At 35.0% G+C, this 24369-nt stretch carries 22 protein-coding genes; 5 read left to right on the top strand and 17 right to left on the bottom strand.

Annotated features, from left to right (window positions below):
* Nucleotides 1–220 precede the first annotated feature (220 nt).
* Together AR685_RS12510 and AR685_RS12505 are read right to left on the bottom strand one after the other, a co-directional pair.
* The gene (locus AR685_RS12510) at nt 221–481 is read right to left on the bottom strand and encodes a SemiSWEET transporter (protein WP_047445822.1); all 261 of its coding nucleotides are present in this window, start codon (nt 479–481) and stop codon (nt 221–223) included.
* 74 nt (nt 482–555) lie between these two features.
* Nucleotides 556–882: a hypothetical protein gene (locus AR685_RS12505; RefSeq protein ID WP_059124773.1), complete on the bottom strand. Its 327-nt coding sequence runs from the start codon at nt 880–882 to the stop codon at nt 556–558.
* 141 nt (nt 883–1023) lie between these two features.
* Between AR685_RS12505 and AR685_RS12500 the strand changes: the two genes are divergently transcribed.
* The gene (locus tag AR685_RS12500; RefSeq protein ID WP_047445817.1) at nt 1024–1617 is read left to right on the top strand and encodes a ferritin-like domain-containing protein; all 594 of its coding nucleotides are present in this window, start codon (nt 1024–1026) and stop codon (nt 1615–1617) included.
* Between the two features lie 80 nt (nt 1618–1697).
* Here AR685_RS12500 and AR685_RS12495 read toward each other — a convergent pair whose 3' ends face one another.
* The 5 genes from AR685_RS12495 to AR685_RS12475 all read right to left on the bottom strand — a co-directional run bounded on the left by AR685_RS12495 (nt 1698) and on the right by AR685_RS12475 (nt 7232).
* Complete coding sequence (locus AR685_RS12495; protein ID WP_047445815.1) at nt 1698–2201, bottom strand: CinA family protein; 504 nt, start codon at nt 2199–2201, stop codon at nt 1698–1700.
* Nucleotides 2202–2248: 47 nt separating this feature from the next.
* Nucleotides 2249–3415, bottom strand: a complete 1167-nt coding sequence (locus AR685_RS12490) for a zinc-dependent alcohol dehydrogenase (RefSeq protein WP_059124772.1) — start codon at nt 3413–3415, stop codon at nt 2249–2251.
* 41 nt (nt 3416–3456) lie between these two features.
* Nucleotides 3457–5601, bottom strand: coding sequence for a catalase (locus AR685_RS12485; protein ID WP_059124771.1), 2145 nt, complete (start codon nt 5599–5601; stop codon nt 3457–3459).
* A 34-nt stretch (nt 5602–5635) separates the two neighbouring features.
* Entirely contained in the window at nt 5636–6247 is a 612-nt protein-coding gene (locus AR685_RS12480) for a hypothetical protein (RefSeq protein ID WP_059124770.1), read from the bottom strand.
* A 535-nt stretch (nt 6248–6782) separates the two neighbouring features.
* Nucleotides 6783–7232, bottom strand: coding sequence for a PA2169 family four-helix-bundle protein (locus AR685_RS12475; protein ID WP_059124769.1), 450 nt, complete (start codon nt 7230–7232; stop codon nt 6783–6785).
* A 280-nt stretch (nt 7233–7512) separates the two neighbouring features.
* Here AR685_RS12475 and AR685_RS12470 point away from each other — a divergent pair, with 280 nt between their 5' ends.
* Entirely contained in the window at nt 7513–7737 is a 225-nt protein-coding gene (locus AR685_RS12470; protein ID WP_047445805.1) for a hypothetical protein, read from the top strand.
* Between the two features lie 48 nt (nt 7738–7785).
* On the opposite strand, the gene AR685_RS12465 is transcribed toward AR685_RS12470, so the two are convergent.
* Both AR685_RS12465 and AR685_RS12460 read right to left on the bottom strand, forming a co-directional pair.
* The gene (locus AR685_RS12465) at nt 7786–9309 is read right to left on the bottom strand and encodes a carbon-nitrogen hydrolase family protein (RefSeq protein WP_047445803.1); all 1524 of its coding nucleotides are present in this window, start codon (nt 9307–9309) and stop codon (nt 7786–7788) included.
* 477 nt (nt 9310–9786) lie between these two features.
* Nucleotides 9787–11478, bottom strand: a complete 1692-nt coding sequence (locus tag AR685_RS12460; RefSeq protein ID WP_165592814.1) for a helix-turn-helix domain-containing protein — start codon at nt 11476–11478, stop codon at nt 9787–9789.
* Nucleotides 11479–11729: 251 nt separating this feature from the next.
* Here AR685_RS12460 and AR685_RS12455 point away from each other — a divergent pair, with 251 nt between their 5' ends.
* The gene (locus tag AR685_RS12455; RefSeq protein ID WP_131777625.1) at nt 11730–12074 is read left to right on the top strand and encodes a hypothetical protein; all 345 of its coding nucleotides are present in this window, start codon (nt 11730–11732) and stop codon (nt 12072–12074) included.
* A gap of 183 nt (nt 12075–12257) precedes the next feature.
* On the opposite strand, the gene AR685_RS12450 is transcribed toward AR685_RS12455, so the two are convergent.
* Nucleotides 12258–15149, bottom strand: a complete 2892-nt coding sequence (locus tag AR685_RS12450; protein WP_059124767.1) for an AsmA-like C-terminal region-containing protein — start codon at nt 15147–15149, stop codon at nt 12258–12260.
* Between the two features lie 167 nt (nt 15150–15316).
* Between AR685_RS12450 and AR685_RS12445 the strand changes: the two genes are divergently transcribed.
* Nucleotides 15317–15649 (top strand): hypothetical protein, encoded by a 333-nt coding sequence (locus AR685_RS12445; RefSeq protein WP_059124766.1) that lies wholly within the window; start codon nt 15317–15319, stop codon nt 15647–15649.
* A 15-nt stretch (nt 15650–15664) separates the two neighbouring features.
* On the opposite strand, the gene AR685_RS12440 is transcribed toward AR685_RS12445, so the two are convergent.
* Nucleotides 15665–17665, bottom strand: coding sequence for an ATP-binding protein (locus tag AR685_RS12440; protein WP_059124765.1), 2001 nt, complete (start codon nt 17663–17665; stop codon nt 15665–15667).
* Nucleotides 17666–17795: 130 nt separating this feature from the next.
* Nucleotides 17796–19079, bottom strand: a complete 1284-nt coding sequence (locus AR685_RS12435; RefSeq protein WP_047445798.1) for a cryptochrome/photolyase family protein — start codon at nt 19077–19079, stop codon at nt 17796–17798.
* A 327-nt stretch (nt 19080–19406) separates the two neighbouring features.
* Between AR685_RS12435 and AR685_RS12430 the strand changes: the two genes are divergently transcribed.
* Nucleotides 19407–20462, top strand: a complete 1056-nt coding sequence (locus AR685_RS12430) for a 3-oxoacyl-ACP synthase III family protein (protein WP_059124764.1) — start codon at nt 19407–19409, stop codon at nt 20460–20462.
* Between the two features lie 67 nt (nt 20463–20529).
* On the opposite strand, the gene AR685_RS12425 is transcribed toward AR685_RS12430, so the two are convergent.
* The 5 genes from AR685_RS12425 to AR685_RS12405 all read right to left on the bottom strand — a co-directional run bounded on the left by AR685_RS12425 (nt 20530) and on the right by AR685_RS12405 (nt 24358).
* Complete coding sequence (locus tag AR685_RS12425) at nt 20530–21204, bottom strand: phosphatase PAP2 family protein (RefSeq protein ID WP_059124763.1); 675 nt, start codon at nt 21202–21204, stop codon at nt 20530–20532.
* 289 nt (nt 21205–21493) lie between these two features.
* Nucleotides 21494–21931 carry a hypothetical protein gene (locus AR685_RS12420; RefSeq protein ID WP_059124762.1) on the bottom strand — a complete coding sequence of 146 codons (438 nt, stop codon included), beginning with the start codon at nt 21929–21931 and terminating at the stop codon, nt 21494–21496.
* An 83-nt stretch (nt 21932–22014) separates the two neighbouring features.
* Nucleotides 22015–22344 (bottom strand): hypothetical protein, encoded by a 330-nt coding sequence (locus AR685_RS12415; protein ID WP_131777624.1) that lies wholly within the window; start codon nt 22342–22344, stop codon nt 22015–22017.
* A 124-nt stretch (nt 22345–22468) separates the two neighbouring features.
* Nucleotides 22469–22918 (bottom strand): GAF domain-containing protein, encoded by a 450-nt coding sequence (locus AR685_RS12410; RefSeq protein WP_047445792.1) that lies wholly within the window; start codon nt 22916–22918, stop codon nt 22469–22471.
* Between the two features lie 12 nt (nt 22919–22930).
* Nucleotides 22931–24358: a hypothetical protein gene (locus AR685_RS12405; RefSeq protein WP_047445790.1), complete on the bottom strand. Its 1428-nt coding sequence runs from the start codon at nt 24356–24358 to the stop codon at nt 22931–22933.
* Nucleotides 24359–24369: the final 11 nt, after the last annotated feature.

Here is a 24369-nt window from a genome sequence, read left to right as displayed (position 1 = left end):
AAAATCTAAATCAGTAGCTTCATAAAATCTGCGACCAAGATACAAATTTTCAATCAGCTTATAATCCTAAAGCATGAAAATTGATGTATTATTAACGTAATATTATGATTGTTATTTAAAACATGTCATTAGATCAATTTTTATCGCCAATTTCTAAGATTAAAATTTATTACTTAGAACGATTCTTTATAAAGAAGACGAAATTGGTAATTTAACATGCTTATTGCTTTTTCCGAAATATAACAAAGCACACCAGTAAGGTAAGATTTACCAGTACTGCAAAAGCATTTGACAAAATAATCGGTAGTTCATTTTGAAGAATCCCATACCAAACCCATAAAGAAAGTCCGCAGATGAGAATCGAAATCATCACCCATGAAAGATCTTCAACATTTTTCTCCTTAATAACCTTAATCAGCTGCGGAATCATAGATACAGATGTGAGCACTCCTGCGACGATACCTAAAATGTTTACATCCATAAATTAAATAATAGTTTATTAAACGACAAGCGGCTATGATTATAGTCAAAGCCGCTTATTTTATTTTTATCAGACTAGTGATGTCTTTTTCCTCTCTGATGATAGTCTACATTCTGAGGTTTTGCCTGATAGTTTTTAGAGGCTTTATCAGAATGGAGGTGATTAAAAGGATTTGCAGAATGGGGTTCGCTGTCAAATTCTAAATGATCGAAATGGACGACTTTACCGTTTCTATATGCTTTCCCTTCTGAATTCCGGTAAATTTGATTTTCCTGATAAGTAGTTCCATCAGGTGCTGTGAAAATTTTTGTTTGTTTGCTCAGTTTCTTTCTTCTCTGATTCAGAAGAATTGCCGTTCCTCCTGCGATCAATGCTAAGGCTATTTTTACTTTATTATTCATGTGATTTATTTAGTATTAGCTAAACAAAACACTTGCCATTACAGACAATTAGAAAATATTCTTTTTTTTAAGTATTTAAGGCTTCTTTGGTCTTAAAATTGAATAATAAGATTCACATAAAAATCACTAAAATAATACATTATGGCAACTAAAACAGCAACAGCTAAAAAAACAGCTGCACCGAAAAAAACGACAGCTGCAAAAAAAACAGTATCGAAATCTTCTTCTAAAGAGCCCGCAAAAAAAGATGCAGCTTCAGATCTGAGAGATTTCTTTGAAGATGCTCTGAAAGACATTTATTGGGCTGAGAAAGCTTTAACAAAAGCACTTCCGAAAATGGAGAAAAATGCAACCCATCCTGATTTGAAAAAAGCGATTTCTTCCCATTTAGCTGAAACTGAAGTTCACGTAATGAGACTGGAAGAATGTTTTAAGTCTTTAGGATTAAAACCGGAAGCTAAAAAATGTGACGCCATGCAGGGATTATTAGATGAAGGTAAAGGAATCATGGAAGAAACAAAAGTAGGAGCAATCCGTGATGTAGGAATTATTGCTGCTTCACAAAAAGTAGAACATTATGAGATTGCAACTTACGGAAGTCTTGCAGCGTATGCTAAAGTCTTAAATGAAAAAAAGTGTCTCAGCAACTTTTTAGCTACTTTGAAAGAAGAAAAAAACTGCGACAAACTATTGTCAACTATTGCAGATACCGCTTTAAACAGCAAGGCAAAGTAAGATAGATCACGCACAAAAAAAATCCTCAATGTAATGCACATTGAGGATTTTTTTTTCTAAACCTTACGCATTACCGTCGATCAGTTGTTTAAAATTAAAAGATTATTGAGTTCACTTTTGAAGCAACCGAGAATAAATTCTGCATAGTACAGTTGCGCATTCAGAGCCTGAGTTTTAGGATGAAGTTCCAGTTTTTTAGAAACAATAATTTCGCCTTTATAGGCAATTGAATAGTGTGTATAAACGCTATATGTAGATTGTCTTACCGGAGTACAATATCCTGTTGTCGCAATCGACCAGTCGCTTTCAAATAATTTCGCAATATTTAAAGCCATGGTTTCTACTATTTCTTCAGAAACGCAGTCGCAGTTTTCAGCTTCTTTCTTGTCCACTTGCAACAATCTAACTTTTTCAGGTAAAGAGTAAGCTGTCATTCCACCTTTGTAAAACATGGAAGCGTTTGGCATTTGTGAAAATGCAAGCTGAAGCATTCCTGAGGTTACGCTTTCGGCGATGGCAACGGTTTCGCCAGTTGTTATCATAGATTCACTGATATAGTCCAGTATCTTTTTTTGAAATTCCATAATAGTAAAATTTTAGTCTGATTAAATTTTAGCAGTTACAAAAAGTATTATTTCCAGGGATCTAATACAACCTTTACGCAGCCATCTTCTTTTTTATCGAAGATTTCATATCCTTTTGAAACCTCATCCAATGAAAGTCTGTGGGTGATAATATCATCCAGTTTCACTTGTCCGGTTTCAACATATTTCATCAGCTTGTCAATGATCGCGTGTACCGGTGACTGACCAGCTTTTAAAGTAATTCCCTTATCAAACATTTGTCCGACTCTGAAATTATCATAATTCATGGGATAAACTCCGAGAATAGAGACAAATCCACCTCGTTTCACACCGCTCATACAGGCGTCTAAAACTTTTATCGAACCTTTTTCAAAATTCACCACAGCTTTCGCTTTATCCAATAAATTTCTCTCAGGCTCAAAACCAACTGCATCGATGCAGACGTCGGCACCTCTGCCATCAGTCATATCTCTGATTTGCTCCACAGTTTGTTCTGCATCTTTCCATAAAATTGTTTCACAACCCGTCAGTTTTTTTATCTGATCTAATCTGTATTGAAGGGTGTCGATTACAATTACTTTTTTAGCATTATGAAGGATTGCGCTCTTGGCGGCCATAGAACCCACAGGGCCTGCACCGAAAATCGCAACCGTTTCGCCGCCTTTCAAATCAGCCCACATGACCCCAGTATAACCTGTTGGAAAAATATCAGTTAAAAATAATGCCTGATCATCCGTGAGACTATCTGAAACTTTTCTCGGTCCGAAGTTGGCGTAAGGCACCCTAACATATTGTGCCTGCCCGCCATTATAACCACCGTAAAGATCAGTATAGCCAAACATTCCGGCGCCTTTTTCAGTCAAAATTCCGCCTTCAGGACCATAATGATCCGGATTTGAATTTTCACAGGCTCCCGGAAGATCATGGTTACAGAAATAACACCCTCCGCAGGCGATAGGAAAAGGCACCACTACTCTGTCTCCAATCTTTAAGTGAGTAATATTTTTTCCCACATCTTCAATAATTCCCATAAACTCATGACCCATCACCATGGGACGGGCCTGAGGTATACCTCCAGAATACATATGGAGGTCACTTCCACAGATTGCGGTGGAAGTGACTTTTAAAATAATATCGTTCTGATGTTCAATTTTAGGATCGTCTATTGTATCGCAAGTAATCTTGCCCGGTGCGTGAAAAACAGCTGCTTTCATAAATAAAATTTGATATTGGTGTTGTTACATTTAAGGTGAAGTTATGCCATCGAGTTACGCTCTTTCTCAAGATCCCAAACCCTGTGATTAGCAATCGCCTTAATAAATTTCTGATCAGAATCTTCGCCTCCGTTTGTGATAATCGCTGGGTCTTCATGACTTTTGGCACTCACTCGTGTTGCGTTGTAAATTTCGTCAGTATCTTTTCCGAAATAGATTGCTTTACAGTGTTTATAAGCTTCGTTGATGAATTCTGTAACAATCGGTTTTCTTTCAGGATGCATTAATTCCTTGGAAGATTTTTCTCCTGAACAGATATATAAAGCATCAAAACTTACACTTGCAACACTTGTAATTGAATGTTTCGGTTCAAACTTAGTTCCATCATCTGCTTTCACAGGGGCAACACTTGGAGCGATGATTTGAACAACGGCACCGTCACTTTCCAGTTTATTTTTTAAAGTTTTTACAGCCTGAGTATTTACTCCATCTGCCATTATGAAACCTATAACACGACTTTCTATAGTATCTTTTACGGTATTTTTCATGCTTAAAGCTTCAGAACTTTTAGTTTCCGGTTCTCTTTCTTCACTCTGCAAACTTGCGGGGTCAGCATCCGCAGGAATACTTTGATTAGGCATATCCAATTTTTTTACTTTAACTCCCACTTTTTTAGCAACATTAGCAGCCAATTCAGCATCAATGAAAGCCAATTGCCCCACTACTCTTTCTCTGATTTCGGGAATGGTCACTTTAGACAATTCAAATATCAGCGCATCCTGAAGATGATTTTTTTCCGGTTCAGACTGGCTGTTTAGAAACATTTTTGCCTGAGAGTAATGATCAACAAAACTGTCGCTTCTCGCTCTGATCTTATGTCCGTCTACTCTTTCATTATTTGAGCTAAATCCACCATCTTTCATCATCGCCTGAAAAGGACAGCCGCCGCCGATAGAATTTGGCTCGTAACTTACCTTTCCTTTCACAATTTGCTGTCTCATGTGGCCATCACGCTGATTGTTGTGAACAGTATTGATGGATCTGTTGATTGGAATTTCATGAAAATTAGGTGATCCTAACCTTGAAAGCTGCGTATCTGTATAAGAAAACAATCTTCCCTGTAACAGTGGATCATTAGAAAAATCTATTCCGGGCACCAGATGTCCTGGGTGGAAAGCCACCTGTTCTGTTTCTGCAAAAAAGTTGTCCGGATTTCTATTTAAAGTCAAAGTTCCGACAAGCTGAACCGGCACCAATTCTTCAGGCACCACCTTTGTAGGATCGAGAAGATCAAAATCAAAATCGTGCTCGTTTTCTTCAGGAATAATCTGTACGCCAAAATCCCACTCAGGGAAAGCGCCATTTTCAATAGATTCCCAAAGATCTCTTCTGTGAAAATCAGGATCTGTCCCTGAGATTTTCTGCGCTTCACTCCAAGCCACTGAGTGTACGCCCAACTTTGGTTTAAAATGAAATTTAACGAAATGTACAGCTCCTTCACTGTTAATAAATTTAAACGAATGAACGCCAAATCCTTCCATCATTCTGTAACTTCTTGGGATTGCGCGATCACTCATCGCCCACATAATCATGTGCATACTTTCCGGCATTAATGAGATAAAATCCCAAAAAGTATCATGAGCTGAAGCTGCCTGCGGAATTGCATTGTCTGGTTCAGGCTTTACTGCGTGTACCAAGTCTGGAAACTTCATTGCGTCCTGAATGAAAAATACCGGGATATTGTTTCCTACCAAGTCATAATTTCCTTCTTCAGTGTAAAATTTTACGGCAAAACCTCTTACATCTCTCGCCAAATCTGTACTTCCCGCGCTTCCTGCAACAGTAGAAAATCTAACAAAAACGGGAGTTTCTTTATCAACGTCACTTAAAAATTTTGCTTTCGTATATTTTGCCAGACTTTTATTCAGTTTGAAAACTCCATGAGCGCCAGAACCTCTTGCGTGTACAATTCTCTCAGGAATTCTTTCATGGTCAAAATGTGTAATTTTTTCTCTCAGAATAAAATCTTCAAGTAAGGTTGCACCTCTTTGATCGGTTTTAAGAGAATCTTGATTATTGTTTACTTTTAATCCTTGATTGCTCGTAAGTTTTGCATCCTGATTGTCGGTTGTGTGATCTTGAAGCTGATCCAGCTTTTCGTTTGTTTTAAAGTCTTTATTGTCCATATTATTTATAGTTTAGTTGAATTGATTTTTTATGTTATTTTTTTATAAATTCTTCTGCAAAATCCTGCCACTGTACTTTACTGCCTCCGAAAATTCCACCGTTGGCTACAAAAAAATTTCTGCATGAATTTAAAAATCCTATGCTTTTTACATTTGGAATTTCATTTCTTCCGTGTATACTGAGCTGTACAGTCTTGCCTTTTTTCGCCAAAATAAAATTGTTGGTTGCATCTTCTGTGTAAAAATGAGCAATCTGGTCATTCATAGTTTCAGCACATGAATGAGGTTTCATCTGTAAGAGAAGAACTTTCATTCCTGTATCCTCAATAGAATCCAGCTTATTGATCACAACCCAATCAAATCCTTTACCTGTCTGATTTTTAGGAGCTGGCATTTTTATTTTAACCAAATCATTCATTTCCGCGAATGCTAATTTTTCCTGTTCCTTATTATGTAGATAGAAATCTGTAGGATTTTTACCAGCGTTAACTTTCCAGTCATTAATCTGCAAAAGTTTTCTTGAGAGCGATCTGAATTTATCAAAAGCTTCAGCCTCAGAATGAAAGGTTTGAAAAGCTGCTGCATTATTTGCAGAGCCAATGGTGTTGACAGGCAGCAGGTGCTGAACATCTATTTTATAATTCATAACTCAAAAATTATTGGGATCATTTACCAATGTCCATTTGCAGCTCAAATAGTTTATCTGAGTTTTTATAAATTATTCCCTGAATTTTTTAATATCATCATCTACTAATTCAAGATGAAATATTATGAAGGTTATATCTGATAAATTAAACCAAGCGAAAAATTCAGAGAAAAATAACAACGTACTCTGGGAGTTTAGCAAAAACAGCGCAGTCGGCGATTGCAAATGATGTGAGTTGCTTTCAATATTAGAATTTTGTTTTTGTATGAAAATATCTTCTTATTGATGCCGTAGCTTTATTTGCAGATGATGTTTACGAATTCGAGTGATGAGCGCTTTCATATCTTCTATTTTGGTGGTATATCAAATGTACTGACTAAAACTATCTATGTTTTATGACTTGAATCACAAACATATTATTATTTAGTAATCAAATAATTAGCACCAAAACCAATCTCTTATTGCAGGAGATTTGGATATGGAGATGTTGCTCAACTTTAGAATAAAACAGCTGATCGCTTTACGCTTTTTCTGCTCACTTTTTCTGCTCAATATTTTCAAACTTATTGTATGAATCTTTCAAATGATGAAGCTGATCCTGAACTTTTCTTGAACTTTCTGTGCAGAGTTCACCGCTATCCAAAGCATTCTGATACGCTTTAATTGCCGCGTCTTCACCAAAAAGTACGTTTTCCAGCGTTGCCTCATCTTTGTTTCCGGAGAAAGAATTTTTAACGTCAATCCACGCTCGGTGGATTGCCCCTGCAGTAGTGGTATTATTTTCCGGCAACCCTCCTCGTTCGGTTATTAATCCTACGAGCTCAGATTTCATCTCCTGAGAAGTAGAAACCATGTTATCATAATCAGCCTTCAATCCGGAATATGTATCCCAAACTTTTTTTTCGATCTTTGAAAATCCTTCAATTCTGTCGTTTGTAATTTGCAGCAGATCATTAAGAACTGCTATTGTTTTTTCTTTACTCATTATATAATATTTTTGATTGGTGTACTATTCACTTGGCAATATCTGTGCCCAGAATTAATGGCGAATATTTATTTCAGATTATTTAACATAATAATGTTTTAGGCATAAAATTTGGAATACTGTCGGCAAGAATTAATTTACCAACACCACAACATATTAATACTGAAAAAAAATCCCTAAACTTTTTAGCTTGGGGATTTTTTGATTAATGAAAATTTCAGCATTAGTAGTATGAAAACATATTTTATTATTAACTTAGATTAGTACAAAAGCAAAGAGTATGGCACACAAAGAATTTAAAAAAGAAGATTTTATAAAAACAGACGAGGGCAATTTCCAATTAGAGTATACAAAATCTGAAATCGGTGAAGGCAGCAATCTCATAGTAGAAGAAAAAAATACTGACGGCACCTATTCTGTAATTCAGATCCCTATTAAAAGGCACAATGAAAGCATTTTTATTGTAGTAGATCAGCCTATTGAAGGAAGAATTATTCTGGATTAATAAAAATCCCCATTCTAAAATAAAATGGGGATTGTTTTTTGTAGAGGCCTAAAGTATAGGAGTTTTATCTTTTATAAGGTAGGTTTCATATAAATCTTTCCGCCTGTCATTGAGAATTTGAACTGAACCGTGATAGTGAAGATCTTTTAACAAATTGAGATCTACATCTACAATAAGCGTCATCTCAGTATTTGGAGTTGCCTCACCTTTCACTGCATTAGAAGGAAAAGCAAAATCTGAAGGTGTAAATACGGCAGCCTGACCAAACTGAATATCCATATTATTAACACCCGGTAAGTTTCCTACGCAGCCCGCAATGGCTACATAACATTCATTTTCGATTGCTCGTGCTGCTGCACAGTGGCGCACTCTCATATAAGCATTCTGAGTATCAGTAAGGTAAGGAACGAAAAGTATTTTCATGCCCTGATCAGCTAAAAGCCTGGGCAATTCCGGAAATTCTACATCGTAACAGATTACCAAACCAATTTTACCACAGTCGGTATCGAAAACTTTGATTTCGCTACCGCCTTTCATCCCATAATATTTTCTTTCGTTCGGGGTGATATGAATTTTTCTGTACTCATCAATACGGCCATCACGATGCAAAAGATAGCTTACATTATACAAATCGTTATTTTCAAAAACCGGCATACTTCCTGAAATAATATTCACATTATAACTAATTGCCAAATCAGAAATTTTTGCTTTAATCTCATCTGTAATTTTTGCCAACTCAATCATACTGTCACGCTCTGACAGATTATTGAACGGAGCGAGTAAAGGTGTGTTAAACAATTCCGGAAACAGCACAAAATCTGATTTATAATCACCCATTACATTCACAAAAAACTCAACCTGCTCATAAAATGCATTAATGTCTTTAAAATGCCTCATCTGCCATTGCACAAGTCCTAGACGGATTGTGCTGTCCTGCATCGTATTCGGTTTTTTACTGTAATAGATATTATTCCACTGCAGCAGCACAGCATTCTCGCGAGAAGCCTCATCTTCCGGAAGATATTTTTTCAGAACCCTGATCGGTAAAAAATTATTGGATAACTGGAAAGAAAGCACAGGATCGTAAATTTCTTTGTCTCTTACTCTTCTGATGTATTCTCGGGGAGAAATCTCATGACTGTATTTATGATAATCTGGAATTCTTCCCCCTAAAATAATTGATTTTAAATTTAACTGTTCACACAATTCTTTTCGTGCATCATATAACCTTCTTCCCAATCTTAATTCGCGATACACGGGATCCACAAAAATCTCAATTCCGTACAAAACATTTCCAGTGGTAGAATGGGTATTAAATGTATAATTTCCGGTAATATCACTGTAAGTATGTTCATCATCAAACTCTTCATAGTTGACCACAATGGATAGTGCAACAGCAGCGATTTTACCGTCTACCGTTATACAAATCTGACCAGCTTCAAAAATTTTTGTAAGTTTCAGAATACTTTTCTTAGACCAAACATATTCAGACATTTTGGGATAAGCTCTGCGCATGGCAGAAACCAGCTCATCATAATCATCAATATTTAGTGTACGTGTATCAATCTGCATAAATTTATTTTTACTAAAGTTAAGTAAAATAATAGAAAGGTCAATATACAGGCTGATTTTAGGAGAGAGTATAGATATATTTTAAGTGAAAAAAAGTTGAATTTCCTATTCTGTAGTAAATTGTAAAATGGATTAGAATCAAAAAAAGTTGTAAAATAAAAAGAAATAAATACTATTTCAATATATTGACAATCAAATATTTACAATAAAATATTTCTGTTAAAATTTATAAATCGTTACGTAAACATTTATAAATGCATCCAGTAATGCTTTGCGAGTGATTTTTAAAGTATATACTTTAGTCTTATAATTATTCAGGGAGATAATAAGAATCGAGTTCTCCTTTTAGAAATAATTTAAACATTTATCCTTATCACATTAAATATATTGTTTCATCACTTAGTTTCTATTAGTAGTATGCCAGGATTCTTCAACCCTGGCATCTACTTTTATATGATTTTGTAATAAAACCTAACATTAGATTTCGCCAGCTTCTATCTCCTTAATTCTTTTTTTAATAAAATCGACCGGACGAATTCCGTTTATTTCCAGAAATATATTAGAAAAGCTCTGCCTGTTGCTGAAACCCGATGCAGACGCAATGTGCTCTATAGAATATTTTCGCCACTCTCTGTCATGATATATTTTCTGTGTTGCATAATTTATTCTCAACACATTTATATAAACACTAAAATTTGTGCCTTTATATTCATTAATTACCTGCGATAAATACGAAGTATTGGTTTTAAAATTTTCGGCAAGTTTTTTCAGGGTAAGACCTTTTTCAAGAAATTTTTCATTGGCTTCAAAATTACTGATGTCTTTCAGTAACTTTTCAACGATATTTTGATCAAGCTTTACATTTTTATTAAGATCAAATTTTAAAGGTTCATTTTCAGGATCTGGAAACTTCTCATCCTCTATCTTCACCAATAATTCATTGTACTTCTTCTGAATTTGCTTCTGTTTCCTTGTTCTATAGAACATCATACAGCCAAGGAGAATAATTACGATTGTAGAAATGACTAACAACACAGTACCGAATGAGTTGGTCTTTTCAAGATTTTCTTTAACTTCCAGCAACTGCTTCGTCTCATAGTCTTTGTAAATACGTGTTGAGAGATATTTAAAATCAGAAGAAATCACGCTATCAACCTTTAACAGCTGATTAGTATAGTACAGCTCCTTTTCCGGATTCTTCTTTTTTTTGTAATAATTGATCAGCTCTTCATAATTACTTCTCAGTTCCGGTAAAATAAAATGATGTTTTTTAAAAATAGAATCAACCTTTTTATAATTTGTGATGCCTAATTCAGGTTTTCCCAAATCAGTATAGCTTTTTCCCTTATAAAAATACACATAAGATGCCCATGTGAAATCATTAACTTTTAGAAGACCTGGTAACGATTGATCAAAATCCTTAATCGCATCTGGGTATTTTTTCTCCGAAAATTCAGAAACTCCTAAGCTTTTTTTGAAATAGCTGTATTCTAAACTGAAATCCTTTGTCTTGGGTATAGCAGCACCAAAAATCGTTAGAACTTTCTTAGCCTCATCAAATTTCCCCATCGCCTGATAACATATAATGACCTGATGTAAAGAATTCAGATAGCCTTTTGTATTATTATAGATTAAATTCTCATGAAGATCAGCTTTTATTTTACTTTCAAAAAAAGCAATACACTTTTGAAAAATTTCTAAAGCTTCATCATAATAGCCCAAATAGCTTTTAATAACCCCAATATGATAGAGGTTTTGATATTTTAGGAATTCATTTTTCGAATCCTTCAGATATTCGTATGCTGTTAAATATTCATTTAATGCAAGTTGAAATTTTCTGTAAGTAAAATAATATACCGCTCCCTTACTTAAATAGGCATCACCTACCAAATCTCTATTACCAGACTGTTTTGCAGCAACAATAGCGCTGTCAGAGTATTTTACTTTTTGATCTTTCGAAAATAAAATTGCATCTTTATATGCCTGGAATAATTCCGAATAATTCTTTTCTGATCTGGCACGACTTATATATTGATTAACATAAACAAATGCGCGCTGGTCATTTTCTTCATACCCCCAATACTTTTTTCGATACCCAGCATAATAATCCTGTGAAAGTAAAAATGATACAAAGAAACAACAGCATAAAGTCAGCAGCTTTTTGATCAATTGGTGTCTTTTCTTAAAAATCATAGTCAAAAATAAGCAAATAAATCAATTACTACAATGGTGAATTATAAATAACAAACTATTGCAATTAAACAAACATTCAGCTATCAATCAAACAATTACCGAACCAATACCCTGTAAAAATTTATAAATTATTACTACATATTGATAAATCATCTTCTATATAGTTGCATAGTGAACATCACATCAATACCTTTGTTAAAACTGATCATAACATTTTAAATCACAACATGATACATAAGAACATTTTTATCATAATTATGCTAATGGGCGTTGGGGTGATATCCTGCCGTGAGGATGATGTATTGAGCAGTGACAAAGAAGAGATTTTCGACAAAAATACAGCTAAAAGAGAACATCATGGTTCATCTAATCGTGATTCTTCAGATGTAGAGGTAGAGCCAAATAATTCCCCAAAAATCGGAACTCAATGGAAAAAAAGTGACAGCCTAGGTATTTCTGGTGACACATTAGAACCACCGAAGAAGCATCCCCACGGGAAAAAAGACACGATAATTGTTCCTGATCCCAGCGACCCTCCTAAAAGTGGTACTCACTGGAAAATAAGCAATTAGTAATATTACACCAACATTCATCTATAATTAAAAAGCAGAGCTCTATTTAGCTCTGCTTTTTTGTACTAACAAGAATTTAATATGCTTTAAATAACAATTCTTTATGGTTTGAATGCTGATTTTTCTCAACTCGCGCGAATTTAAATTTAATGAATATAATACGCTGATAATACAATACATCTCTTATTTTCTCCTCAGATCTGTTACTATCTCTTTTTCGGCTGTTTTAGCTTTGGCTTCCTGAGCCGCCTTTTCCTTCTTCTGCTGACGTCTACTTTTTTTCTCTGCACGTTTTTCTTCACGAATGACTTTGTTATATTTTCTATTGTAAAGTGCATCAATAATCCCTTGACCTGTTTTACTGAAGATTTTAACTTGTGGTTTGTCATGAGTTCCAGTGACTACAATAGGGAATCCTATGATTCCCCCTGGGAGAATACCAACTCTGATTCTTAAATCAAGCAAACCATTAAAACTTGTTGTACCACTAATTGTGGGCCTTAGAATAGAAACTTTAAAAGTAAATTTATCAGCATGGATTAGATTATTCTTGATATGTGTTTCTATATTCACTCCTTTCATATCCGGATTATCAAACGCTTTTGCACCGATGTTACTTCCTACAGCTGAAAGCATTTTTAAATTTCTCACCTCAACATCTCTCAGGTTAACCACTCCCCCACCTTCTAATGATGGATAAATAGGCATCATATTTTCATCAAAATCACCTTTCAACTTGTAATCTATAGAGACAATTCCTTTGACATTTTTTGCTGCAGTAGCCATCTCCCTCACCATGTCGATTTCTTTATACGCTTTCTGAACATTAAAATCTAAAACATTCAAAGCAACATCGAAATTAGCCGTCAATGGAGATTCATCCTGATATCGGGCATCAATTTTCATGCGGCTGCCAATAATATCAAAGGAAGTTTCTTTCAGGTTAACTTCCCCTTTATTCACTGATGCCATACCTCGCAGATTATTTAAGTCCAAACCTTTAAATTCAACCCTTTTAGCATTCACCCCTAAAGAAACATCGAGATTTTTAGGAATGATAACCACACCGCTGCTTTTTGGATTTTCTACTTTTGCATATTCTACTTCTATAGATTGATCGGTATTATCTCCGTTTTTAAGTGCCATAAATTCGTCGATGAGAATATATCCCGAGTTAAGAACAAACTTGCCGTGAAGTGTACCCTTTCTTTCAATAAAATAGTTAATTGTATTGATAAGATGTCCATTCAAGGCAAAATCTGATTTCCCGTAAGTGGCAAAAAATTTTCTGAACCACATTTTTTCATTTTCAAATTCGAAATTACCTTCTTTTATGTAAAATGATTTCGGAAGATATTCTGTCGTGGCTTTTATATTTTTTAAAATTAAATTCCCTCTGTTATCCAGTTTGCTGTACTGTCCTGAAGATGCGTAGCTTTGACGTCCGTTCAAAGCAAGATCAGCCATAATCAGACCACTAATATCCAGGCCTTTTTTTGCAAAAACTTTATAGATTCTTCCTACATTGAGAACGCCTTTTGCCTTTACTTTATACAAAAGATCTTCAAAGTTTTGCAGATCTGCATTCACGAAAACCGGATTTCCTTCAAAATCAAATTTAAAAGGATCAAGTTTTACTCCAAGACTTTTGAAAGTTCCGTCCGTATTGGTAATATGAGCCGCAATATTAATATTCTGAATCGGATTTGGATAATATTTTGTTTGTAGCCAACCGTTTTTCAAATTTAAATAGCCATTGGTTTTCGGGAATAATTTTTTCTCCAAACTGAAAAGTCCATTGGCTTTTATTTTGGTATCGAGTAAACCTCTAATGTCTATATTTTTTAATCCTAAAGCATTATCCAGAGTCTGAAGATTCACAGCACCCTTGATGTCAGCTTTGACCATCATCTCCTTCAAACCTTTGGTTTGCACAACTGCCCTAAAATTATTATTCCGTCCTAAATCAAAGTTTAATTTCTTTAAATCTATACCCAATTGATCGGTATTCAGGTCAGGTAAGTCAACATTTAAATCCATATTCAGATTATTCATCGGCACCGGAGCATTTCCACTAGAGATAAAACCATTTTGAACCAACAATCTTGCTTTCAATCGAGGTTTGAGATTTTTGGCTTCACTGAATTTCCCTTTCAGATTAAAAAACAAATCGCTGTTTCCTTCGATCTTGGTATCTTTCACCCAATCCAAATACTGCGGTGGCAAAACAGAAAGCATATCCCGAATGGTAGTTTTCTCAGATGCTGCTTTTATATCTAAATCATATCCATCTTTTAAAATACTAAGGAAACCTGTGAACTTTAGAGGAAGTTCATTGATTCTCAACTCATTTTTTCGAAGGACAAAAGTCAGTGCATTGGTATTGATTCTAGTAATCAAATCTGCATGCAGCGTTTTCTGCTTCGCATACCATATTCTATCTAGGCTGAAATCTAATGAATTAATATCCAAATCGGTTTCCAGATCAAAAACATCCTGACTCAATCCACCTTTTCCGGTGTAATTTAAACCTTTCGCATCGACTAGCACACGAGCAGCATGATCATTATATTTGATATTAATATTTCTGAATTTTATTAAATCCAGCTTAATAGAAGCCCCTTTCTCGGTAGTATCCTTTGGTTTGTTAGAAGGTTTTGAAACATAAACATTGTAGTTGGCTTCGCCTTTTGTATTCACAAAAACATTGGCAAAAGCATCCGTAACATAGATTTCATCAATCTTCACTTCACCATCAAAAATCAGATTTTTAAGGTTAATTCCTGCTGCAACTTCCCTTGCTGCAAGTAAGGTGTCTTTTTGAAATGGTTTTGAACCTTTTAATAATAGATCATCCACCGACACTGTAAGTGATGGAAAATGTCTAAAAAATGTGAGATGAGTTTTTTTATAATCAAGCTCACCCGCAAGATGTTTATTGGCAAATATTTTTACCTGCTTAGAAATCGTACCTGGAAATAATAGCGGAATGATAAACATTAAAAACAGAATAGATGCGAGTGAAATTCCGATCCATTTTAATATTTTCAAAATTATTTTTGTAAACTTTTTCATATGAATAATTTTGACCTTAACTAAAGTAAGCGTGAATAAATATGACTTATCTAAAATCAAGCCATTGAAGAATGATGAATTTATAAAGGGAATTATGTGTACAGAAGACCTGAATTCACATAAATTTTCTTACTTTCGTTTTAAGCTAAAAAAGCTATTTCTCAACAATGAAAATCAAACCCAATTTCATCGCTCTTCTCACCTATTTGCCTGCGAAAGACGGTGTGAAAATAGCTCCTGTGTCTTCAGGATACAGATCTTTAATAAAATTCCCATTTGATTTGGAATTTTACATCGGAGCTCAAACGTTTTCCGGGGATGATCTGGTATTTCCGGGTGACACCGCAACTGCAGAAATAGCTTTGCTGAAAAGCGAATATATCACCGGAAAAATTTATGAAGGATTAGATTTTGATTTTTTTGAAGGAGAAAATCTGATTGGTCACGGCGTAGTCACCAAAACAATCAATCCTGATGAAGTTGATGATTTTGAAGATTAATTACAGCCCATCAATCTAACCTGGAATAGTAAACCAAAAAATGCTTCCTTCACCTATTTTGCTTTCTGCACCAATTTCGCCGCCATGTCTTCGGATGATTTCAGCACAAATGTACAGCCCCAAGCCAAGCCCTGTATACGCTTTTCCGGAGTGATCTACACGGAAATAACGGTCAAATAGATTTGGCAGAATCTTCTCATCAATACCCTCACCAAAATCCTGTACCGAAACTTTCACACAGTTTTCCTGCAATTCAGTTTTAATGATAATCTCTGTAGAGTGCGGCGCGTATTTCACTGCATTGTTTACAAAATTGATGATTACCTGATCGATTCTATGCTCATCCCCATATACTTCAAGATTTTTTTCTCCCTGAAGAATCAGATGATATTTACCTTCCATTCTGATATGGTTACAACTCATGGCTAGCATATCATGCAGATTAAACTTTGTCTTCTCAAGTTTCAGCTGATCTTCACTCAGCCTGCTCATATTTAAAAGCTCATCAACTAAAACCATCATTTTTTCTACACTTTTACCAGACTGCTCGATCAATCTGACATGCATGTCAGAAAACGGTTTATTTTTCATTCTGTCTAAGAGCTGTAATGATGCTTTCAGTGAAGTAATGGGCGTTTTCAGTTCGTGACTTGCTATGCTCAGGAAATCGTCTTTACGCTGTTCAAAGAGTTTTTGATCGGTAATGTCGGCGGTCATACCTACCATTCGGTCTGCATTTCCGTGTTCGTCATATCTCGGTCTGCCGTGAGCCTGAATCCAGTGCAAAGATCCGTCGCGCCATTTTACCGGATATTCAGTTTTATAAATGCTGTTATTTTTAATCGCTTCCTGCACGAGACCTTTCACTCTCTCACGATGGTCAGGAAATATTGCTTCAAACAAATCTGAGTAAGCAAAATCTTCATCGGGAGAAAAACCGTAATTTCTTTTAAACTGATCTGTACTTTGCATTTTTCCTGTTGCCAGATGAACCTCAGTAGAACCAAGACTGCTGGCGTCTAAAGCAATCTGTAACCGTGTATTAATCTCATTGACTGATTCTCTGGATTTTACCTGATCAGTTACATCGGTAGCTACAATGAGGATAGTATCCATCTTTCCATCAGTTCCAGGAATGGGCTGGTAGACGAAATTCAGATATCGATCTGTAAGTACTCCATTAATTTTTAATTGAGACTTCAGTTCCTGACCATAAAAGGGTTTCCCTGAATGATAAACTTCTTTAAGGATACCTAAAAAAGGTTGGCCTTCAAGCTCAGGAAGTGCAAAATGAAGAGGTAGTCCCAAAACTGAGCGGTCTTTACCCCAAATTTCCAACACAGCGTCATTAACAACGGCAACCTGGAAATTTTCTCCTTTTAAAGAAGCCATTGCAACAGGAGAATGCTCTATCAATGATCGGAAGCGGTTTTCACTTTCATACAGAATTTTATTCAGCTCCTGCATTTGATTTTTAAACTGTATCAGCTCATAATTTGCAGTCTGCAGTTTATCATTACTTGAAACGAGCTGATCATTGGTGGCAAGATATTCTTCATTCAAAGCTGCTAAATCTTTAGAGAGTCTCGCCTCTGTATTCGATTTTTCATTTACAAGATTTGTGGCCTCCATTCTTTCAGAGACTTCAAATGCTGTATGTAGAATAAATGCCGTTTTCCCATGCTCATCTAAGATAGGTTTATATTCGAAATCAAAATAGAAGCTTTTGGCTACACCATCTTTTTCGAGAATTGCAGGATAATCTTTGGCTAAATACGTTTCACCAGAATTATAAACATTTTTTAAGATATCGAAAAACGGCTGCCCCAGAAGCTCAGGGAGTGCTTGATCAAAAGATTTCCCGACAATACTCTTGTCTTTATTCCAAAATTTCAGCATTGCATTATTAACACTGATAATTTTGATATCAGCACCTGTATAAACAGCAGTTGCATTAGGTGATTGGAAGAGTATTGAAAGCAGTTGCTCTGGTTGAATATAGTCTGGAGCGTTCATTAAGCGGAAAATATAAACAAATATAGTGGATTAAGTTGGTAGTTGTGAAATATCTGAATCATGAAATGTGATTTTTATTAAAAATAAACGTTCATGTAGTTTCAATAAATTAAAATATACCTATACTATATCATTCCAATCCTTTTTTGTAGGTTTTCAAGGCTCTTTCTCTTGCATCTTTATGCGCAACAATTGGCTGGATGTCATAATCTTTCGGCAGCCATTGGCGGATGTATTTTAAGTCTTTATCAAATTTCTGTGTTTGAGCTTCCGGGCTAAAAACTCTGAAATATGGTGCTGCGTCGCAACCACAACCAGCTGCCCATTGCCAGTTTCCATTATTGGATGACAGCTCGTAATCTAAAAGTTTCTGTGCAAAATAAGCCTCTCCCCATCGCCAGTCGATCAACAGATGTTTGGTAAGAAAACTTGCCGTTATCATTCTCACTCGGTTATGCATAAATCCGGTCTCATTGAGCTGTCTCATTCCCGCATCTACAATAGGATAGCCGGTTTTTCCTTCGCACCATCTTGTAAATTCGTTCTCGTCATTTCGCCATTGAATATTTTCATATTTCTTCTTGAAGCAACCTTTAATAACATAAGGAAAATGATATAGGATCTGCATAAAAAACTCCCGCCAAATGAGTTCACTTAGCCAGACTTCATTATGATTCACTGCAAATTTCACACAATCTCTCACCGAGATGGTTCCAAAACGAAGTGCAATTCCTAAATGCGTTGTATGATCCAATGCGGGAAAATCTCTGTATGTATCATAAGAATCAATTAACTTTTTTTCTAGAATGGGTTTCTTATATTCAAAATCTGTTTTTTCAAAACCAATTTGTTTTAAACTGATGATACTTTCATTTTTTACATGAACAAAATTTGAAAAATCGCTGTCGTATCCTACGATTTTAACGGAATTGAAATTCAGCTTCCATTTTTTTGAGTAAGGAGTAAAAACAGTATACGGTAAATTGTCATCCTTTAGAACATCATTTTTTTCGAAAATAACCTGATCCTTAAAATCGGAAAATTTAATTTCTTTTTTACAGAGAAACTCTCTGATTTCTTCATCCCTTTTGATCGCCTGCGGTTCGTAATCGCGGTTACAGAAAACAGTATCTACATCAAATTCTTCTACCAATTTCTCGAAAACCTCAATCGGAGTTCCATAAAATGTTTTGAGTGTTGTTTTGTATTTTTTCAGTTCATTGTTAATATCCGTCAACGCCTGATGAATATAGTCTACTCGTTTATCTGATTTATCATGAAGCTGATCCAAAATTTCTTGATCAAAAATAAATAGCGGCAATACTTTACAGTCGGATTTTAATGCATGAAAAAGTGCCGTATTGTCTTCAAGTCTGAGATCTCTTCGGAACCAAAAAATATTAATTTTACTCATAAGAATTTGAAAATAAAAAACAAGGGCTAAAATACAAATCCCACACCACGATCCCGTAAGTACCGAAGCGGTTTCTAATCGTCTGAGAGAATATCATTCAAAATTTAAAAACATCGAAGAATACAAAAAGAATTCTTAATTTAAAGCCTTTTAAAACAAAATACATAAACACCTGAAAACCAAAGCCTTTTAAATATCCTATGCTCAGAATTTAAAATAATTTTATAATAATCTTATGAAATGGGCAATAAGACAGGGAATTATCATAATTTTGAATAGTACTCCGTAAAAAAAGCTTTCAGTGGGTATGTATTAAAGATATCTATGATGAATATAAGAATTAAAGGTTCCGGCAGCTATACCCCAGAGAATGTGATGAGAAATGCCGATTTTAAAGATCATGTATTTTTGAATGAAGATGGTTTAGCAATCAAATTTCCAGAGTCTATTATTGGAAAATTTAAAGATATTACAGGAATTGAAGAACGCAGATATGCTGATTCTCAGCACGTCACATCAGACCTTGCCTATTTTGCAGCAGAAAAGGCAATAGAAGATGCAGATATTGATCGAGAGTCTATTGATTATATTATAGTTGCACATAATTACGGTGATATTGAAAAAGGAAAAATTCAGTCAGACACAGTACCAAGTATTGCAACCCGCGTAAAAAATAAACTTCGTATACAAAACCCTAGCTGTGTAGCTTATGATCTTTTGTTTGGCTGTCCGGGATGGAATGAGGCAATGATTCATGCAAGTTCATTTGTAAAAGCAGGAATTGCAAAACGATGTCTGGTAATAGGAGCAGAAACTTTATCCAGAGTTACAGATCCTTATGACCGTGATTCTATGATCTATGCTGATGGTGCAGGTGCAGTGATTGTGGAGGCCACAGACCAGAACAATGGGATCCTTTCTCATGAAAGCGCCACCTACGCTTACGACGAAGCCAATTTTTTGTTTTTCGGAACTTCTTATAAGCAGGAGGATGAATCAGATATTCGTTACATTAAAATGAAAGGACGAAAGATTTATGAATTTGCTTTGACAAAAGTGCCACTCGCTATGAAATCTTGTTTAGAAAAAGCAGGAATTGATATTAAAGATTTAAAGAAAATCTTAATTCACCAGGCGAACGAAAAAATGGATGAAGCAATTATCGACAGGTTCTACAGCCTTTATGACATGACTGCACCAGTGGATATTATGCCAATGTCTATTCATAAATTTGGAAACAGCAGTGTAGCAACGATACCTACCTTATACGATCTGATTATGAAAGGTGAGATGGAGGAACACTCTTTCGCAGAAGGTGATATTATTCTTTTTGCATCAGTGGGAGCAGGTATGAACATCAATGCATTTACTTATAAAGTATAGTAGTTCAAAATTGAACAAAACAAATAATATTCGCCGTCAGAAATTTCTGACGGCGATTTTTTTATACTTATTTTCTGCTCCTTATATACAAGCTTGCCGTAATCATCAAAAAAAGAACTCCCACAACAAATCCTCCGAGAACATCAGTAAACCAGTGTGCACCTAAGTAAATACGTGAAATAGCTCCAAGCACAATCATCCCGAGACAAACCAAACTAATAATCGCCTTGATCGACAGTTTTAAAACTCTTGAATATAAAGCAATTACCATCAATGAGCCAAAAAATGTAGTATAAAACAAGACATGACCACTCGGAAAGCTCTGATAATGTGTTTCCTGTACAACTCTTACAAAATCTACACTAGGTCGCGGTCGGTCGATCATCATTTTTAAAACGTAACTGACACCACCAGACAGAAGGCATGATAAAGTAAACAAAGCCTCGTTGATGTATTTGAATAGTAAGAAAACAAGAGAAAACAGAATCACCATAACTGCAGCAACATAAACAGTGCCCAGCCAACTAAAACCTTTCATCAGGCTGTCTAAAATTTCATTTTGGTCCTCCTGTATCTCCTGAGAAACCATGATATCCCATGACGGAGTAAAATGAATTACGTAGACACTAAGAAGTAAAAAGACGATTACAAAAAACAGTGAAAAACATAGAAACAAAGTTTTTTTCCTTTCTGTGAAATAAGTTGAGAAATTATCTATAAAATTATCCTTTCTTCTATCCATGTTTTATATTAAAATTAAATTACTATTTGGGTTGCAAATTTGATGCAAATATTTTTTAGATCGACGAAGACTAGAATTATTTCTAATTACATTGAATTAATATATTGAGAAATTTATTTCCAATGTAACTGCTTATTTTAATCTCTTTAAAACAATTAGAAAAAAATAATATATCGATTATTCTCTCAAACCTACTCCCCGGATTTATGGATTATTTACTATTTTAAATTGAGAAATTATAATGCTGGAAAGTATTTGATGAGATGCAACTCATTGCTCGCTATTCAAATCAAATTCTTTGCTTGATAAAACTCCAAAGCTCTTCACTGTTCCGTTTTTGAGCCAGCATTTCAACAATAATTTTTGAAGTTTCACTATTCGGATTTTCTTTTACAAAACGTCTGAATTCTTTTACATTTTCAGGAAAAAAAATGCCCTTCTCATTCGTCTGCGTATTATCATATCCTGCAAGATATGCGTAACGGTAGTCCTTCAGTTCATCTTTTATTTTTTTCGCTAATTTTGAATTGGGAAAACTTTTCAAAAACTTTTCTCGAACCTCCACTCTAAGGGCAACATCGCGCCATGGGATAATAATTCCGGCGTCGGCAGCAAAAAGAAACTTATCCTCTTCTGAAATGATCTCGAGATACTGCTGATAATCTGCAGTAAGTCTGCCAGTGAATAGTTTTAAATAATAATCGGGAAACATTCTGAGTTCTGTCATTCCTTCTCCGATTTCCCAAAATTCAATTCCTGTTTTTTCGTATCTATCAATTATTTTTTTGACATCATCCGGAAACTTTTGTGTTAATATCTGTGCTCAAGCAAAACCATCTGTTTTAGAGCTAAAAGCAAAACTGCAGAATCATTTTCCTTTTTTAGATTTTCATAAATTTCACCAGCATTTTCAGGTGATGAATTTTTCAAATGAGAAGAAATTTCTATTTTCCGATTTTGAAGATGCTTCAGAATTTCATTTTCTGTTTTTAAAGAATCTAAAAAAACAGGAGGTTGAATCATTGAATTTTCAGTGACCTCTTCCTGAGGTTTTCGTTTGGCCACAGTTTGATTCTTCTCATTTTTACACGAAATAATGAAAAGGAGAATTATTAAAACAATATAGTGATTTTTAATCATGACGAATTAAATTTTATTGAATGTTATATTTTTTTATTCACTTCTTTATGAATAAGAAGTATAAATATAAAAAAAACTCCGATTAAAAATCGGAGTTCATATATTTGATTAAGCTAAAAAAATACTACAATATTTTTGAAACTTCATTACAAAGCCATTCCAACAATTCTAAATCTTCTTTCGTAAAAGGATCAATCGTATGAGAATCGATGTCAATCTGACCGATGTTTTCACCGTTTTTGAAAATAGGAACTACAATCTCTGCTTTAGTATCAATTGAGCAGCTCAGATAGTTATCCTGTAAATGAACATCAGGAACGATAAACGTTTCGTTGGAAACTGCAACCTGCCCGCAAATACCTTTTCCATAAGGAATGATGATATGGTCAGTTTCTGCACCTACATAAGGCCCCAATTTCAACTCGTTTTTATCTCCGTTTTTGAAATAAAATCCCGTCCAGTTAAAGTAAGAAATTTCCTGATCTAAAAGATGACAAACTTTCTCAAGTTTCTCTTCAGTGTTATGTTTTGGACTTTCAAGAATAGACGAAAGTCTTTTTTTTAATTCAGACATTTTAAATTTGTTTTAAGAAAATTGTTTTAGAGAAAGCTCTTGTTTATAACCGAACATTCCTCTTTCTTTTATCATTTCAGCAACGCCTTCCGGCACCTGATTTTCCCAACCGCTAACATTGCAAGCTATTTTTCTCAGTATTTCTCTAGAATAAATTTCCAAAAACTCCGGATCGTAGTTTTTAATATCCACAATACGATTGTTAAGTTTGAAATATTTATATAATTCTTTCAGACTTTCTTCCACTTTAAGATTATCAGAATCAAGCAATTCGTGAGTTTCAGGATCTTTGTAAGGGTAAAGGTAAACTCTCATTCCGTTTCTGAAAAACTTACCGAATGCTTCCAGAATTCCGCCCGAAAGATCTTTGTAATATTTTTCATCAAATACCATCAGCATATTATTCACACCCATGGCTACACCAATATCTCCATTTGTGTAGTGAGAGAAATAGTCGATCAGTCTGTAATACTCTGAGAAGTTTGAGATGATAACGGTATATCCTAATTTTCCGAGAACGTCTACTCTATCCAAGAAATCGCGTTCATCAATATCTCCGTCTGCACGCAGATTAGAGATGGTAATTTCAATCAGAACTTCTGTTTCCTCCTGCGTACAGATGGCATCTTTCAGGAACATATCCATACCGTTGCGCAGCATATCAATATTCACTCTCGTTACAGGTCTAAAACTTCCTCTTACAGCGAAAATATTTTTTTTGTACAAAACATCTGCCGGAAGCATATTATTCCCTTGAGAATTAAAAATCACAGCATCGGTCATATTGTTTTTCACGAGCTGCAAAGACATCAGTCTGTTATCAACATAAGCGAAAGCGGGACCGCTGAAATCAATCATATCTATCTCCAGATTATCGGTAGCCACATCATCATAAAGTGATTCTATCAAACGTCTTGGATTATCAAAATATGTAAATGCTCCGAAGATAAGATTTACCCCCAAATTCCCAAGAGTCTCCTGCTGCAAAGTAGCATCGTTCTCTTTGAATTTTACGTGAATAACCACTTCATTATAATCTTCATTTTCTTTTACCTGAAAACGAATTCCTACCCATCCGTGACCTTTTACGGTTTTATCAAAATTGATAGTGGTTACTGTATTGGCGTAGGAAAAAAACTTTCTGTTTGGGCTGTTTTCTCTTGAAATTCTTTCTTCGATTAATGAAACTTCATAGCGAAGCATTTTTCGAAGTCTGTTCTGAGTTACATACCTGTTTTTAACTTCTTTTCCGTAGATGGCGTCACTAAAATCTTTGTCATACGCTGACATTGCCTTAGCAATCGTACCTGAAGCTCCCCCTGCTCTAAAAAAGTGTCGTACAGTTTCCTGCCCTGCTCCAATTTCTGCGAAAGTACCATAAATAGTAGGATCTAGATTAATTGTTAATGCTTTTTGTTTAGGAGTTAGTTTCTGATACATTAGGACATTAA

Source organism: Chryseobacterium sp. JAH, from assembly GCF_001507335.1.
In the GTDB taxonomy this organism is placed as follows: domain Bacteria; phylum Bacteroidota; class Bacteroidia; order Flavobacteriales; family Weeksellaceae; genus Chryseobacterium.
This window is presented reverse-complemented; position numbering and strand designations above follow the sequence as displayed.

Excerpts from the sequence above, each read along its gene's own strand:
- AR685_RS12500 (WP_047445817.1), top strand. The coding sequence starts at position 1,024 with ATGGCAACTAAAACAGCAACAGCTAAAAAAACAGCTGCACCGAAAAAA.
- AR685_RS12415 (WP_131777624.1), bottom strand. The coding sequence starts at position 22,344 with ATGATTAAAAATCACTATATTGTTTTAATAATTCTCCTTTTCATTATT.
- AR685_RS12410 (WP_047445792.1), bottom strand. The coding sequence starts at position 22,918 with ATGTCTGAATTAAAAAAAAGACTTTCGTCTATTCTTGAAAGTCCAAAA.
- AR685_RS12485 (WP_059124771.1), bottom strand. The coding sequence starts at position 5,601 with ATGGACAATAAAGACTTTAAAACAAACGAAAAGCTGGATCAGCTTCAA.
- AR685_RS12470 (WP_047445805.1), top strand. The coding sequence starts at position 7,513 with ATGGCACACAAAGAATTTAAAAAAGAAGATTTTATAAAAACAGACGAG.
- AR685_RS12445 (WP_059124766.1), top strand. The coding sequence starts at position 15,317 with ATGAAAATCAAACCCAATTTCATCGCTCTTCTCACCTATTTGCCTGCG.
- AR685_RS12465 (WP_047445803.1), bottom strand. The coding sequence starts at position 9,309 with ATGCAGATTGATACACGTACACTAAATATTGATGATTATGATGAGCTG.
- AR685_RS12405 (WP_047445790.1), bottom strand. The coding sequence starts at position 24,358 with ATGTATCAGAAACTAACTCCTAAACAAAAAGCATTAACAATTAATCTA.
- AR685_RS12450 (WP_059124767.1), bottom strand. The coding sequence starts at position 15,149 with ATGAAAAAGTTTACAAAAATAATTTTGAAAATATTAAAATGGATCGGA.
- AR685_RS12435 (WP_047445798.1), bottom strand. The coding sequence starts at position 19,079 with ATGAGTAAAATTAATATTTTTTGGTTCCGAAGAGATCTCAGACTTGAA.
- AR685_RS12510 (WP_047445822.1), bottom strand. The coding sequence starts at position 481 with ATGGATGTAAACATTTTAGGTATCGTCGCAGGAGTGCTCACATCTGTA.
- AR685_RS12480 (WP_059124770.1), bottom strand. The coding sequence starts at position 6,247 with ATGAATTATAAAATAGATGTTCAGCACCTGCTGCCTGTCAACACCATT.
- AR685_RS12505 (WP_059124773.1), bottom strand. The coding sequence starts at position 882 with ATGAATAATAAAGTAAAAATAGCCTTAGCATTGATCGCAGGAGGAACG.
- AR685_RS12425 (WP_059124763.1), bottom strand. The coding sequence starts at position 21,204 with ATGGATAGAAGAAAGGATAATTTTATAGATAATTTCTCAACTTATTTC.
- AR685_RS12475 (WP_059124769.1), bottom strand. The coding sequence starts at position 7,232 with ATGAGTAAAGAAAAAACAATAGCAGTTCTTAATGATCTGCTGCAAATT.
- AR685_RS12420 (WP_059124762.1), bottom strand. The coding sequence starts at position 21,931 with ATGACAGAACTCAGAATGTTTCCCGATTATTATTTAAAACTATTCACT.
- AR685_RS12455 (WP_131777625.1), top strand. The coding sequence starts at position 11,730 with ATGATACATAAGAACATTTTTATCATAATTATGCTAATGGGCGTTGGG.
- AR685_RS12430 (WP_059124764.1), top strand. The coding sequence starts at position 19,407 with ATGAATATAAGAATTAAAGGTTCCGGCAGCTATACCCCAGAGAATGTG.
- AR685_RS12495 (WP_047445815.1), bottom strand. The coding sequence starts at position 2,201 with ATGGAATTTCAAAAAAAGATACTGGACTATATCAGTGAATCTATGATA.
- AR685_RS12440 (WP_059124765.1), bottom strand. The coding sequence starts at position 17,665 with ATGAACGCTCCAGACTATATTCAACCAGAGCAACTGCTTTCAATACTC.
- AR685_RS12490 (WP_059124772.1), bottom strand. The coding sequence starts at position 3,415 with ATGAAAGCAGCTGTTTTTCACGCACCGGGCAAGATTACTTGCGATACA.